Annotated in this window: 16 protein-coding genes; 10 read left to right on the top strand and 6 right to left on the bottom strand. The window is 62.3% G+C overall.

Features of this window, described 5'->3' with window-relative positions:
• Positions 1-90 precede the first annotated feature (90 nt).
• The 3 genes from A0W34_RS04235 to A0W34_RS04225 all read left to right on the top strand — a co-directional run bounded on the left by A0W34_RS04235 (position 91) and on the right by A0W34_RS04225 (position 2,756).
• Positions 91-855 carry an SDR family NAD(P)-dependent oxidoreductase gene (locus A0W34_RS04235; protein ID WP_054827265.1) on the top strand — a complete coding sequence of 255 codons (765 nt, stop codon included), beginning with the start codon at positions 91-93 and terminating at the stop codon, positions 853-855.
• Positions 856-977: 122 nt separating this feature from the next.
• Positions 978-1,643, top strand: a complete 666-nt coding sequence (locus tag A0W34_RS04230) for a hypothetical protein (RefSeq protein ID WP_058227646.1) — start codon at positions 978-980, stop codon at positions 1,641-1,643.
• Between the two features lie 225 nt (positions 1,644-1,868).
• A complete protein-coding gene (locus A0W34_RS04225; protein ID WP_007734173.1) occupies positions 1,869-2,756 on the top strand; it encodes an alpha/beta fold hydrolase in 888 nt (295 codons plus the stop codon).
• A gap of 1 nt (position 2,757) precedes the next feature.
• On the opposite strand, the gene A0W34_RS04220 is transcribed toward A0W34_RS04225, so the two are convergent.
• Together A0W34_RS04220 and A0W34_RS04215 are read right to left on the bottom strand one after the other, a co-directional pair.
• Complete coding sequence (locus tag A0W34_RS04220; RefSeq protein ID WP_081557371.1) at positions 2,758-3,576, bottom strand: HAD family hydrolase; 819 nt, start codon at positions 3,574-3,576, stop codon at positions 2,758-2,760.
• Positions 3,577-3,638: 62 nt separating this feature from the next.
• The gene (locus A0W34_RS04215; RefSeq protein WP_081557370.1) at positions 3,639-4,109 is read right to left on the bottom strand and encodes a MarR family winged helix-turn-helix transcriptional regulator; all 471 of its coding nucleotides are present in this window, start codon (positions 4,107-4,109) and stop codon (positions 3,639-3,641) included.
• A 111-nt stretch (positions 4,110-4,220) separates the two neighbouring features.
• Between A0W34_RS04215 and A0W34_RS04210 the strand changes: the two genes are divergently transcribed.
• From A0W34_RS04210 to A0W34_RS04200, 3 genes are read left to right on the top strand one after another with little or no spacing between them, the layout of a single operon-like run.
• On the top strand, positions 4,221-4,736 hold the full coding sequence (locus A0W34_RS04210; RefSeq protein WP_081557369.1) for a VOC family protein: 516 nt from the start codon (positions 4,221-4,223) through the stop codon (positions 4,734-4,736).
• A gap of 37 nt (positions 4,737-4,773) precedes the next feature.
• Complete coding sequence (locus A0W34_RS04205; RefSeq protein ID WP_081557368.1) at positions 4,774-5,562, top strand: pirin family protein; 789 nt, start codon at positions 4,774-4,776, stop codon at positions 5,560-5,562.
• Between the two features lies 1 nt (position 5,563).
• Positions 5,564-6,628 (top strand): maleylacetate reductase, encoded by a 1,065-nt coding sequence (locus A0W34_RS04200; protein WP_081557367.1) that lies wholly within the window; start codon positions 5,564-5,566, stop codon positions 6,626-6,628.
• Between the two features lie 7 nt (positions 6,629-6,635).
• On the opposite strand, the gene A0W34_RS04195 is transcribed toward A0W34_RS04200, so the two are convergent.
• The gene (locus A0W34_RS04195; RefSeq protein WP_003945867.1) at positions 6,636-7,157 is read right to left on the bottom strand and encodes an Lrp/AsnC family transcriptional regulator; all 522 of its coding nucleotides are present in this window, start codon (positions 7,155-7,157) and stop codon (positions 6,636-6,638) included.
• 109 nt (positions 7,158-7,266) lie between these two features.
• Here A0W34_RS04195 and ald point away from each other — a divergent pair, with 109 nt between their 5' ends.
• Both ald and A0W34_RS04185 read left to right on the top strand, forming a co-directional pair.
• Positions 7,267-8,367: an alanine dehydrogenase gene (ald, locus tag A0W34_RS04190; RefSeq protein ID WP_081557366.1), complete on the top strand. Its 1,101-nt coding sequence runs from the start codon at positions 7,267-7,269 to the stop codon at positions 8,365-8,367.
• A gap of 68 nt (positions 8,368-8,435) precedes the next feature.
• Entirely contained in the window at positions 8,436-9,311 is an 876-nt protein-coding gene (locus A0W34_RS04185; RefSeq protein ID WP_063315018.1) for an aldo/keto reductase, read from the top strand.
• Here A0W34_RS04185 and A0W34_RS04180 read toward each other — a convergent pair whose 3' ends face one another.
• From A0W34_RS04180 to A0W34_RS04170, 3 genes are all read right to left on the bottom strand, one after another.
• A complete protein-coding gene (locus tag A0W34_RS04180) occupies positions 9,312-10,562 on the bottom strand; it encodes an NADH:flavin oxidoreductase/NADH oxidase family protein (RefSeq protein WP_081557365.1) in 1,251 nt (416 codons plus the stop codon).
• Positions 10,563-10,590: 28 nt separating this feature from the next.
• Complete coding sequence (locus tag A0W34_RS04175) at positions 10,591-11,094, bottom strand: SRPBCC family protein (RefSeq protein WP_019746932.1); 504 nt, start codon at positions 11,092-11,094, stop codon at positions 10,591-10,593.
• Positions 11,095-11,166: 72 nt separating this feature from the next.
• A complete protein-coding gene (locus tag A0W34_RS04170; RefSeq protein WP_007734151.1) occupies positions 11,167-11,742 on the bottom strand; it encodes a TetR/AcrR family transcriptional regulator in 576 nt (191 codons plus the stop codon).
• A gap of 85 nt (positions 11,743-11,827) precedes the next feature.
• Here A0W34_RS04170 and A0W34_RS04165 point away from each other — a divergent pair, with 85 nt between their 5' ends.
• Positions 11,828-12,286, top strand: coding sequence for a PaaI family thioesterase (locus tag A0W34_RS04165; RefSeq protein WP_003945940.1), 459 nt, complete (start codon positions 11,828-11,830; stop codon positions 12,284-12,286).
• Between the two features lie 257 nt (positions 12,287-12,543).
• Entirely contained in the window at positions 12,544-13,845 is a 1,302-nt protein-coding gene (locus tag A0W34_RS04160; protein WP_003945451.1) for a TrpB-like pyridoxal phosphate-dependent enzyme, read from the top strand.
• Positions 13,846-13,905: the final 60 nt, after the last annotated feature.

Here is a 13,905-nt window from a genome sequence, read left to right as displayed (position 1 = left end):
AGTCAGTGGAATGCCCAGCAGATTAATAGCGCTGGATCGCGCAGAATCGGTCACCAGACAGCTGTCCATCCCACAGACCGGAGTTTTCTCGTGAATCGATTCGACGACAAGCGCGTCCTCATCAGCGGCGCAGGATCCGGAATCGGCCAGGCCACCGTTGCCCGCATCCTGGCAGAAGGTGGCACCGTCGTCGCCGCCGACATTTCCGAGACCGGCCTCGAACAGACGCTGAACACCGCGAAGGACGCCGGCCACTCCGATCGCCTCACCACGGTGAAGGTCGACATCTCCAGCGAAGAGTCTGTTCGCGAACAGGTCGGCGCTGCGCTCAAGGCTCTGGGCGGCCTCGACGTGCTGGTCAATGCGGCGGGCATTCTGCGCTCCGCACACACCCACGAGATGACACTCGATTTCTGGAACACCGTCATCGGGGTCAACCTCACCGGAACATTCCTCATGACGAGGGAGTCCCTGCCGGCACTGCTCGAAAGCGGGGCAGGCGTCGTGGTCAACTTCAGTTCCACGTCGGCCACCTTCGCCCACCCGTATATGACGGCATATGCGGCGTCGAAGGGTGGAATCCAATCCTTCACGCACGCACTTGCACTCGAGTACAGCAAGCAGGGCCTTCGCGCCGTGGCCGTCGCACCCGGCAGCATCGCTTCGGGCATGACCTCCGATCCCGGCTTCCCGGCCGACATCGACTTCACGCTGCTCGGCAAGCTGGCCCCGGCAATCGGTGAGGGTTTCGCGCCCCCGTCCGCCGTCGCCGGCGTGATCGCGATGCTCGCTTCCGAAGACGGCTCGTTTGTCACCGGAACGGAAATCCGCATCGACGGCGGCACGCATATGTGACCACTTGCTGTGCGCCTTTATTAACCCCCGGCGGTTAATAAAGGCGCACAGCAGCGAGGCGGCATACTTATCTCGTCGTCCGGAACCGGTCCGGCGGTACGACGTGCGGTGGGGAGCCAGCGGTGAGCGAGTCAACAGGCACTACGAACCTCGAGCCCGTGCTGATCAGTCCCGTCGTCGGCGGAATGATTCGCACGTGGTCCGAGGACGAGACCCGCTTGTGGAGCGTCGACGATCCCGCGGCGCTCGGCGCACTGTTGGGACGCGGTCTCGTAGCCCGTACGACCCTGCCGGACAACAAGTTCCGAGAGGTTGCGTTTCTGGATACCCAGACCCAGGCCCTCACTGTGCAGCCGCGCTTCGCTTCCCCTGACAGCACTGCACTTGCCGCACCGTTCAAGCTCACCGAGGCGTCGGCCCCGACGTCCGACGCTTGGGAAGATCTCGAATCGGTACTCGCGTCGGTCGCGATCTCCGCTGCTGGACGTGGCGAATTCTGGCTCGCGGAACTCGGCGGGTGGGATTCTCCGCACGAGCCGAACTGCCTCTTCACGACCGTCGACGAATCGGGACTGGCCAACGCGGTCATGGAGGCCACCCCCGCGCCCGCCGGAACCGGCGTCTGGCCGGAGGTTCCGAGCGGACAAACCGGCGTTTCCGTTTCGGCACCAGCCTCACAGGACACCATCGAGGCTGCCGGAATCTTCGCGGTATCAGCGATCGAGACGTGGGGCGTCACACCGTGGGACATCAACCTCACTTTCGGCAAACTGGTCGATTTCGCCTGATCAGCGGCGCCGACACACGGCGGTGAGTTGTACGTCTCCCCTCAGCCGACGGCTCACGGTTCGTCACAACACGCCCGATGGCGACGACATCGGGCCCCTCGGTGGGCATACTGAGGGAACTGGGGTTACTCCCGGTCACAAATACCCGTGGATCCGCGTCGGGGCGGGTGCGGTCCGACAACACGCGAGCAGCCACAGACACTGGCGGCTCCGAAAGGTTCAATCATGGCAACCGACCAATTACAGACGGTTGTATTGCACGGCGACCAGCTCAAATACGTCGACCAAGGCAGTGGCCCCGTTGTGGTGCTCATTCACGGCCTGCTGGGCGCGCACTCCAACTGGGAGCCGCAGATCGAGACGCTCTCGCGCCACTACCGCGTCATCGCTCCTGATCTCTTCGGACACGGTGCGTCGGACAAGCCGGCCGGCGACTACTCACTCAGTGCTCACGCCGCCACTGTGCGTGACCTCCTCGAGGCCCTCGACATTCCGTCGGCCACCCTCGTCGGTCACTCCCTCGGTGGTGGGATCGCGATGCAGACGCTGTACCTCTTCCCCGAGCGTGTGGAGCGACTGTGCCTGGTAGCCAGCGGCGGACTCGGCCCCGAGGTGAGCCCTCTCCTGCGCGCGGCGACTCTGCCCGGCAGCGAACTGGTACTTCCCGTCCTCGCGTCCCGGACGCTGACCGACGTGACCGACAAAGCGCTCGGACTTTTCAACAAGATCGGCCTGTTCAAGCTCGGTGCCAGCGCGAGTGAGGCCCGTAAGAGCTTTGCTTCGGTGTCGGACGCGTCCACACGTCAGGCATTTCTGGCGACCGCGCGATCGGTGATCAACTACAACGGCCAAACCGTCAATGCCACTCCGCATTTCGCCAACTTCAAGAATCTGCAGGCATTACTGGTGTGGGGTGAGGAAGACACCATCATCCCCAACGCCCACACCGAGAACGCCCGCGCGGAACTACCGCTGGGGCGGGTGGAGATCTTCAAGCGCGCCGGACATTTCCCGCACCTTGACTACCCGGATCGCTTCGACCGTGTCTTCTCCGAATTCATGACGGACTGCGGAGTCGGTATCGGCACCGGACCCAAGGCCGTCAGCAGCTGAACTAGCGCCCCGCAACCAGCTCTTCGAGGTAGCTCGCAACTCCGTCCTCGTCATTCTTGGGCAGAATTCGGTCGGCGAGCTCGATGACCTCGGTTCTGGCGTTGGCCGGCGCCAGAGCCGTTCCCGCCCAGGTCAACATGGCAACGTCGTTGAAGGCGTCACCGGCTGCGGCCACTTCCGACGCGTCGATGCCGTCGATCGCGCACAACTGCGCGAGAGCGCTGGCCTTCGAGACGCCCGCTGCAGCCATTTCCATGTACGGGGCCCCGGAGTGGGTCAACTCCACGCCTTCGATGCCCGCAGCGACCGCTGTTCGGTACAGGTCGGCGCTGGAAACCTCCGCATGCCGGGCCACGATCTTGACCATCGGCTCGACATCGAGCGGCAAGGTGTCGGCCAGCACCATCTCGTGCAGGTGCCGGTGATGGTCCGCGAACTCGCACAGAGCGGCGTACTCCGGCTCGGCAAAGAATTGGGTGGGTCCGACGTTCGCGAACACGACACCCGGAACCAGCGACCGAACTTGCTCCATAGCCGTTGCAGCCAAGGATATTTCGATCGAGACGGTGTCGACGATCCGTGGAGTCCCGTCGGCGAGGTCGAGTATGACAGCACCATTGGCACACACAGCCTTGCCGCGAAATCCGCACGAACTCGCCAACGTGTGTACCGAATGCCGGGCGCGGGCCGTCGCCCACACAACTTCGATCCCCGCGAGCCGCGCGTTCTCCATGGCCTGCGCGGTGCGCGCCGAAATCGTTCGGTCGGAGCGCAGCAGGGTGCCGTCGAGGTCGGTTGCGAACATACGAATACGGGTCACCAGACAATGATGGCAGTCCGTTCGCAGCCCTCACCAACTACGTGACATGGGCCGTTGCTCTGTCAATTACTTGCTTGGGCCTCGAGAAGGTGCCGACGCATCTCACCGAAGACCACACCCAGCCGCTCGACATCTCGCGGGCTCAGCAGGTCGAACATGCTCTCCCGTACAGCGGCCGCGTGCGCCGGGCTTGCCGACGCCAATTTCTCGGCACCCGAGTCGGTCAGCTCCGCATTAGCGCCCCTCTTGTCGTCGACACACTCGACCCGGCGCACCCACCCGGCACCGACCAGCCGATTGACGGCCCTGGTCACACCACTTCGGGTAGCCATCACAGCGTCGGCGAGCTCACTCATGCGCAGTTGCCGCCCAGGCGCTTCGGATAGAGCAACCAACAGTTCGAAGTCCGTGAACGAAATGTCGGAGTCTCGCATCAATTGTTGGTCGAGCACACGCTGCAGCAGTCGCGTCGAGTCCAGATACGCCCGCCAGGCCGATTGCTCCGAGTCGGTCAACCACCGCACTGATTCCATAACGCCAGCATATCCGAAGTAGTTGACAACGAAATCAAATGAGCTATTCTCAATGTAGTTGATCAGTCAACTACTTGTTCGAAGTGAAGATTCAACCGGGAGGCGGGCGCCATGAGCGACGACAACGCAGTGCAGGTCGACAACGCAGTGCGGTTCGAGGAACGCCGGGCCGGGATCAGGGATCGACATCTGCTCCCCGCCGACAAACGACCCGCATCGACCGCACGCGGCCTGCACCATACGGCCCTGATCAGCAGTGACGTCGAACGAACCGTGAAGTTCTACCAGGATCTCCTCGGATTCCCACTCACCGAGTTGATCGAGAACCGTGACTATCCCGGGTCGTCGCACTTCTTCTTCGACATCGGCAACGGGAACCTCCTGGCCTTCTTCGATTTCCCGGGACTCGACGTGGGCCCGTACCAAGAAGTACTCGGCGGCCTCCACCACATCGCGATCAGCGTCGAACCTGCCAAGTGGGCGAAGCTACGTACCAGACTGACCGAGGCCGGCGTCGAACTGATCGAGCACAGTGAGGTTTCGCTGTACTTCCGCGATCCCGACGGCGCTCGACTCGAACTGATCGCAGACCCACTCGGTGAGATGTACGGCAATCACGTCCTCTGAAAACTTGCTCTCCCCCATACCATTCGGAAGGCACACCATGACCTCCACTCTGTCTCAGCCGAACCTCGATATCCGTCGATCCGGGGATCGTTTCAAGTCCAATGCCGGCTGGCTGGACTCGAAGCACTCGTTCTCGTTCAGCAATCACTACGACCCGAAGAACACTCACCACGGTCTTCTTCTGGTGAACAACGACGACATCGTCACGCCGGGAATGGGATTCGACACCCATCCCCACCAGGACATGGAGATCGTCACCTGGGTACTGAGAGGTTCTCTCGTACATCAGGATTCGATGGGGCATTCGGGCGTCATCTACCCCGGTCTTGCCCAGCGGATGAGCGCTGGAACGGGAATCCTGCATTCGGAGAAGAACGATTCGTGGCGACTCGGTGACGTGGCCGGCAGCCATTCCGACAAGCACAGCGACCCGGTTCACTTCATCCAGATGTGGGTCGTCCCCGACGAAGCCGGAATCACTCCCGGCTACGAGCAGTTGGAGATCGACGCCGAATTGCTTGCCGGTGGTCTGGTTCCCGTCGCCTCCGGCATGGACGCGTACGCCGATCACTCGGCAATCCGGATCAAGAACAAGTACGCCGCGATGCACGTCGCGCGTCTGCAACCCGGACAGCCCGTGACCCTGCCCGACGCACCGTTCCTGCACGTTTTTGTCGCCGACGGTCAGGCGGCCATGGAAGGCGTCGGCGTGCTCGAACAAGGTGACGCGGTACGCGTGTCCGGCGGCGGAGGCCAGCAGGTCAGTTCCGATACCGGTGCCGAGGTCATCGTCTGGGAAATGCACGCCACCGTTTCGCAGGGATGACATGAAGTCCTTCTCGTACGACGCTTCACCGGCTCGAATTGTCTTCGGCCAAGGGACGATCCGCGAGATCGCCGAAGAAGTGCGGCGGCTCGGCCGCGGCCGAGTGATGGTGCTGGCAAGCCGTCGACTGGACGCGCTTGCCGCCGACGTCACCGAATCTCTCGGCGACATGGCCGTCGTCCGCTTCGACGGCGCTGTGATGCATACTCCGACCGAAGTCACGACAGCCGCGCTGAAGCTTGCCGAGACCCATCACGTGGACATCGTCGTCGCGATCGGCGGCGGTTCGGCAACCGGGTTGTCCAAGGCACTGGCACTACGAGCGGGGGTCGATCAGATCATCGTTCCGACGACGTATGCGGGTTCAGAAGTCACTCCGGTGTTGGGTGAAACAGACAACGGACGCAAGACAACTCGCTCCTCTCCCCACATCAGACCGGAAACCGTCATCTACGACGTCGACCTCACTCTCGATCTGCCGCTGGATACCACCGTCACCAGTGCCGTCAACGCGATGGCGCATGCGGTTGAAGCGTTGTACTCCACCGAGTCCAACCCGATCACGGACTTGATGGCGATCGAGGCGATCTCCGGGATCGCCCGTGCGCTGCCGAGCATTGTCGATGATCCGAAAAATCTGGAAGGTAGGGCCGAACTACTGCAAGCAGCCTGGTTAGCCGGAACCTGCTTGGGCACGGTCGGTATGGGGCTTCATCACAAGTTGTGCCACACCCTCGGTGGCAGCTTCGGTTTGCCGCATGCTCCCACCCACACCGTTGTCCTTCCCCAGGCAATGGCGTTCAACGCGCCTGGCGTCCCGGAAGTCATGTCTCGAATAGCGACTGCCTTGGGTGTATCCGACGCCGCCACCGGCGTTTTCGACCTCGTCACCTCATGCGGCGGACCGACCTCTCTGCGAGAGGTGGGAATGAGTCACGATCAGATCGGCCGTGCAGTCGAACTCGCGAACGCCGCCGCTTATCCGAACCCGCGTGAGATCACCCCGGCAGGCCTGAGCGAACTCCTCGAGAACGCCTGGTCCGGGCGTCGACCCGCCATCAGGTGAGAACGAATCAGGCAGTACCGCCTCGCGGCCTGACATGTTCGAAGATCAGAATCGTCTCGGTCGCAGCAACCGCCGGATGCGCCGAGAGATTGTTGACGACGAAGTCACGCAACTGCGCCGAATCCGTCGTTGCGACGTGCAGCATGTAGTCGTCGACACCGGCAACGAAGTACACGTTGAGCACGGAGTCCAGCTTGGCGAAATCGTCGCCGAGCCGGTTGAGGTGCGACCGTGCGTTGGCCTGCAGTCGAACTGCGATCATCGCCTGCAGATCCATTCCGAGAGCGGCGGGGTCGATGTCCGCGTGAAATCCCCTGATCACGCCGTTGTCCACCAAGGCGCGCACACGGCCGAGGCATGTCGACGGCGCAATTCCCGCGATCGCAGCAAGCGCATTGTTCGGAATCCTCGCGTCTTTCGCCAGCTCTTCGAGCAGAACCCGGTCGATCTCGTCCAACTTCATTGCTGCCCGAACATGCTTCGGCGAGGCGGCCGTCTGAATACCGATTTTTGAACTTTCGCGCACCATGAATACAGCCTAGAGAATTATCTTCACTTCTCTTCACTATCTGGCGACGAAACTTCATGCTTGGCACCTGCCATTCGAAGAAACAACAGACTCAGTTCGGAGCCGTGTCATGAAGGTCGGAATCCCTCGCGAGATCAAAAACCACGAGTACCGCGTGGCCATCAGCCCAGCAGGCGTCCACGAACTGGTCGGCCGAGGACACGAAGTCGTCATCGAAACGGGTGCAGGCGTCGGCTCCTCGTTCAGTGACGAGGATTTCAAGGCCGCGGGCGCGCAGATCCTCGGATCTGCCGATCAGGTCTGGACGGACGCAGATCTACTCCTGAAGGTCAAAGAACCTATTGCAGAAGAGTATTCGCGACTCCGTAAGGATCAGGTTCTCTTCACCTACCTGCACCTGGCGGCGTCGAAGGAATGCACCGACGCGCTCCTGACGTCGAAGACCACCTCCATCGCCTACGAAACAGTTGTCGGTTCCGACGGTTCACTGCCCCTCCTCGCCCCGATGAGTGAAGTAGCCGGACGCCTGGCACCGCAGGCGGGCGCCTATCACTTGATGCGTCACGGCGGCGGACGCGGAGTGCTGATGGGCGGCGTACCCGGAGTGCGCCCCGCCAAGGTCGTGGTGATCGGTGCGGGAGTCTCCGGCAAGAACGCCATCGCCGTGGCCTACGGCATGCAGGCCGACGTCACCGTTCTCGACCTGTCGATCGCGCGCCTGCGGGAAATCGACGAGCTGTACCACGGCCAGGTCAAGACCATCACGTCCAACAGCTTCGAACTCGAACAGGCAGTACTCGACGCCGACCTGGTCATCGGCGCAGTGCTGGTCCCCGGGGCGAAGGCGCCGACTCTCGTCTCCAACAGCCTGGTGGCGCGTATGAAGCCGGGTTCTGTCCTGGTCGACATCGCCATCGACCAGGGCGGCTGCTTCGAGGATTCACACGCGACCACGCACGCCGATCCGACGTACCAGGTTCACGGTTCGGTCTTCTACTGCGTTGCGAACATGCCCGGAGCGGTCCCCCGTACGTCCACCTACGCACTCACCAACGCGACGCTTCCGTACGTCGTCGCCTTGGCCGACAAGGGGTGGAAGGACGCGGTCGCGACAGTTCCCGGCCTGGGGTCAGGTCTGAGCACACACGACGGCCTGCTCCTGTCCGACAGTGTTGCAGCGGCGCATGGGTACTCGGCTACCACTCTCTGACCCAGGCAGCTCTGACCCAGGCAGCTCTGACCCAGGCAAGGACAGCTCGAGATCGCTAGCCTTGATCCATGAGCATTCCTGACATCACGCTGAATTCCGGAACCACGATCCCGCAACTCGGCCTCGGAGTCTGGCAGGCCACCAACGACGAAACCGAGCATGCAGTACGGTTCGCACTCGACGAGGCCGGCTACCGGCACATCGACACCGCTGCCGCCTATGGAAACGAAGAGGGCGTCGGACGAGGTATCGCCAACTCGTCCGTCGCGCGAGAGGACATCTTCCTCACTACGAAGCTGTGGAATGCAGATCAGGGCTACGAGCCGGCGTTGAAGGCTTTCGACACCAGCATCGACAAGCTCGGCGTCGACTACGTCGATCTCTACCTCATCCACTGGCCTCTGCAGGACAACGACCGACTCCTCCGCACGTGGGACGCACTCGAAAAGATCGCGGAATCGGGCCGCGCCAAGGCAATCGGGGTGTGCAACTTCGAGCCGCATCATCTGCAGCTTCTCGTCGAACGCGGTGGATTGTTGCCCGCAGTCGATCAGGTGGAACTGCACCCGCACCTCACGCAGCAGGCCATTCGCGACAAGGCCGCCGAGCACGGGATCAAGGTCGAATCGTGGAGCCCACTCGGCGGTACCAGTAACGCAGGTTGGGGTAAGGCGTCCAAGCCCAACACCCTGCTCACCGACCCGATCATCACTCGAATCGGTGACCGCCACAGCAAGACTGCCGCGCAGGTCCTGATCCGTTGGCACCTTCAGAACGGCCTGATCGTCATCCCGAAATCCGTACACGATGCTCGAATCGCTCAGAACATCGACGTATTCGACTTCGAACTCACCGATCTCGACCTGAGCGAAATCGATACGCTCGACGACGGTACCCGCGTCGGCGCGCATCCCGATGAACTCAACATCGGTGCACCGAACTGATCAAGCCGCTCGTTTGGTGGGGCGAAGCGCATCGAATCCGTTTCGCCTCACCATCGTTCCGAGGGTCTTCCACCACGGCCGAGCCGGATCCGGCTCGCTTCCGTCGCCCATCCGGTGCAGCTGATCGGTATGCCACTGCAGGTCGAGTGCACCGTCGAGCATCGAGATGTCGGCAACCTTCCCCAACAACTTCCGCGCTCCGAACTCAACAGTCGGCACGGTCAATCGTTCCCGATCCGATTCCAGGAGAACGGTTGCCGCGTCGGGGATCGTGATCGTCGGCCGGCCGAGGCCGATCACGTCGCACGCGCCGGAAGCCAGTGCCTCGACCATCGCCGATCGCGAGCGGAAGCCGCCGGTGACCGCCAAGGGAATGTCGCCGGCAATCGCTCGGACTGTCTCGGCGTACTCGAGGAAATATGCCTCTCGATCGCGAGTGCTCTGCTTCTGCGCTTTACCCATCATGGCCGGCGATTCATAACTGCCACCGCTGATCTCGATGAGATCCACCGACTCTTCGGTCAACGCGCGCACTACTTCTCGCGACTCGTCTTCCGAGAATCCACCTCGTTGGAAATCAGCCGAGTTGAGCTTGACCGAGACCGCGAATCCCGGAGCAACGGCAGAGCGTATGCGCCGAACGATCTCGATCAGAAAGCGTCGTCGACGCTCAGGATCTCCACCCCACTCGTCCGTCCGCTGATTGGACAAGGGCGAAAGGAACTGCGCAACAAGATAACCGTGCGCTGCGTGTATCTGCACGCCCCCGAAGCCGGAGGACTCGGCGACGCGAGCGGTTTCCGCGAACTTGTCGATGATCTCGTCGATCTCAGCGGTCGAGAGTTCTCGCGGCGTCGCCATTCCCGGAATCTTCAGCGCGATCGCGCTCGGGGCGACCGGTCTACCTCTGCTGGCAATCGGGTTGGATTGCCGCCCTGGGTGGTTCAGCTGTATCCAGATCTCGGCGCCGCCGTTCTTGGCGGTCTTGGCCCAGGCAGTCAGTGCTTCGGCATCACGGTCGTCGTCGACGACGACATTGCCCGGTTCGGCGATCTGCGATCGATCGACCATGACATTGCCGGTGATCAGCAAACCGAACCCGCCACTGCCCCAACGACCGTACAGCGTTTCCAAGCGAGTGGACGGTCCATGAGTGCGGTCACCCAGAGCCTCGCTGAGCGCAGCTTTCATCGTGCGATTCCGCAGGATCTGCCCGCAGGGCAAAGTCAACGATTCTCCGAGCGTGGTCATGGATGCCTCTCGTATGAAGGGAAGAAAGTCAATGGCGTGGCGCAGAACCGAAGTGCCGCTTGGTATCGCGCACGAAGCTCGAGAAGATCAGCGAGTTGACCGGTAGCCCGCCGCGCACCGCGAGCGACAGCTTCGGACGCGGCGAGAATGCAAAATTCCACTGCAGTCTCGAACCCACTGCGAGCTCGTCGACGCGGTAGTCCTCCGCGAAGGATTGGAAAAGCGGAACATTGGACTGTTCGACGTAAAACGAGTGCCGACGCGTTTCGTCGTCCCAGGTGATGAACTTTTCGCGCATCTGCATCGCACCGCCGCCCACCTCCGCGATTCGGCGCGTGCCGACGCCGTAGGGGCGCGGCGAGGTGTAGTGCACTTTTGTGAGCAGTCGGCACCACGACAAAGGCTCGTCGGCGGTCAGACCGGCCCAGACGGCGTCAGGTTCGGCGGCGAGATCGATCGAGTACGTGAAGATATGCGGTGCCGTGTCGAAGAAATCGACACCGACCGGTTCGAGGTCGAACCAATGTGTCATCGCCTACTCCTGCCCAATTAGCCGTTACATGAAGTTACGGATACTTGACGACCGAAGTCAACCCCCGAAGGCTCAGCGGGACCAAGCCTCAGAACGAGAGAGCCCCTGCAGTGAAGCGATGACCTGTTCGAGCGGCTCGATACTTCGAGTCGTCTGGCACACCGCCACTGCACCTTCGACCGACGTGATCGTCAGGTTTGCCATCGATTTTGCCTGCACTGCAGGATAACCCGCAGTTTCGAGTTGCGATTCGATCAACTTCTGCCATCCCAGCATGACCTCAGCCGACACTTCCGCGACTTCTGGCTCACTGGCACGCGCCAACCCGCCGGCAATCACCGGGCAGCCGATCGCGAAGTCCGAGCGTGTGAGATTGAGTCGCCAGATGTCTCCGACCGCTTCGATCACGTCGGCCGTGGAACCGGTAGCCGCAGCCGAGCTGATTCGTCTGGTGATGATCGCACCGGCCGCGCGCACAGCTTCGACCATCAACTCGGTCTTGCCGCCTGGAAAGTGATGGTAGATCGACCCACGGGGCGCGCCGCTGTGCTTGATGACGTCGCTGAAGGATGTCGCATCGACGCCGTTGCGGCTGATCAGTTCGACCGCACTACGAATCATGCGATCACGTGAGCTCAGCTCTGCCATGTCACAGATCCTTCGGCCGTCGGTACACCTGTCGACTCATACGCTACGTTATGTATGACGACCTACATAGTGATGGGATGAAACAATGAGTGACGAGACAACCGCGACTGTCGATCCGGCGCAGATGACAGGCCTCGAACTTCTCCGCTGGATGGGAACGCAGGTCAACGACCGACCCAGCATCGGACGCCTCCTCGGCATGGAGATGCGCGAGGTCAACGAGGGATCGGTGAGCTTCGCCCTGACCCCGCGTGCCGATTTCAGCAACCCGCTCGGCACTGTGCACGGCGGCATCTGCGCAACGCTGCTCGACTCGGTCATGGGCTGCGCGGTACACACGATGCTTCCGGCCGGCGTCGGCTACACGACCCTCGAACTCAAGCTCAACTACATCCGCACGGTGCCTCTCGACGGTGACGAACTGACAGCCCACGGCAGCGTCATTCACGTGGGCGGGCGTACCGCGACGGCAGAGGGCAAGGTCTTGGACAAGAACGGCAAGTTGGTGGCGCATGGAACCACGACGTGCATGATTTTTCGCTGAGCCGACGAAGGATGGCGAGAATGTAGCTGCGCCCGACGTGAGCAGGGTGCGAGTGCCGATGTACGATCGGCTCGTGACCCTGCTCACTGCGCACCTCTGGTGGCCCGACCGCTGACGGTCAGCCGCAACTGCGTGCTGCCCGGACCGATATCGGGTGGTCCAGCAGGCTCCTCTCAGGATCCCCGATCCGGCAAATGCCGTACGCGTCGTCGCTACGACCGCCAAGATCAGGTACCGAATCCACGAAGGAGAGTTAGTTGACCACCACCCCACTCAACCGTTCGCTCGAGCCTTTGGGCGTCTCCATCCCGTCGAAAGTGCCGACGCACTGGTACAACCTGGCGGCTGACCTCCCCGAGCCTGTTCCCCCGCACCTGCATCCGGGCACTCGTGAGCCGCTCGGCCCCGAGGACTTGGCGCCGCTGTTCCCGATGAACCTCATCGCGCAGGAAGTCGCAACCGAGCGCTACATCGAGATCCCGGAGACGGTTCGCGAGATCTACGGCATGTGGAGGCCCTCTCCCCTGTTCCGCGCGCATCGACTCGAGCGCGCTCTCGGCACACCTGCCCGCATCTACTACAAGTACGAAGGCGTGAGCCCGGTCGGTTCACACAAGCCGAATACTGCTGTCGCGCAGGCTTACTACAACGCAATCGAGGGAACCACCAAGCTCACCACCGAAACCGGTGCGGGACAGTGGGGTGCGTCGCTGTCGTTCGCGGGCGCGCTGCTCGGACTCGACGTCGAGGTATGGCAGGTTCGCTCGTCCTTCGATTCGAAGCCGTACCGACGCATCCAGATGGAGGCGTACGGCGGAATCTGTCACCCGTCGCCTTCGGACCTGACGGAAGCCGGACGCGCACTGTTGAAGTCGCATCCCGACACCACCGGCTCGCTCGGTATGGCCATCAGTGAGGCCGTCGAGGTCGCTGCGCAGGATCCGAACACGCACTACTCACTCGGTAGCGTGCTGAACCACGTCATGCTGCACCAGACCGTGATCGGTCAGGAAGCAATGGTCCAGCTCGAAGAAGCCGGCGACGCCGTCCCCGACACCGTGTTCGGTTGCGCCGGTGGCGGTTCCAACCTCGCCGGACTCACCTTCCCGTTCCTGGGACGAAACCTTCGCGAAGGCACCAAGACTCGTCTGGTCGCCTGCGAGCCGTCGGCATGCCCGTCCCTCACCCAGGGCGAGTACCGCTACGACTTCGGTGATGTCGCCGGCCTGACGCCGCTGCTCAAGATGCACACTCTGGGTAAGGATTTCGTACCGCCGGCCATCCATGCCGGTGGCCTCCGCTACCACGGCATGTCGCCGATGGTCTCGCACGCGGTCAACCTCGGACTCATGGATGCAATTGCCGTCGATCAGGACGACGCACTCCAGGCAGGTCTGATTTTCGCCCGCGCCGAAGGAATCATCCCGGCTCCGGAATCCACCCACGCGGTTGCCGGCGCTATCGCTCACGCCCGTGCCGTCACCGAACCCGAGGTGATCGTGATCGGGCTGTCCGGCAACGGTCAGTTGGATCTTCCGGCGTACTCGCCTTACGTCTGACGCCGTCGGTGTGGTGGTCTCGTGCGTACGAGGCCACCACACTTCGTCACACCGAGCACG

Origin of the sequence: Rhodococcus sp. BH4 (genome assembly GCF_002079265.1) — a bacterium.
Lineage (GTDB): Bacteria > Actinomycetota > Actinomycetes > Mycobacteriales > Mycobacteriaceae > Rhodococcus_F > Rhodococcus_F qingshengii.
The sequence above is the reverse complement of the archived record's forward strand: the minus strand, read 5'-3'. Positions and strand labels throughout refer to the sequence as shown.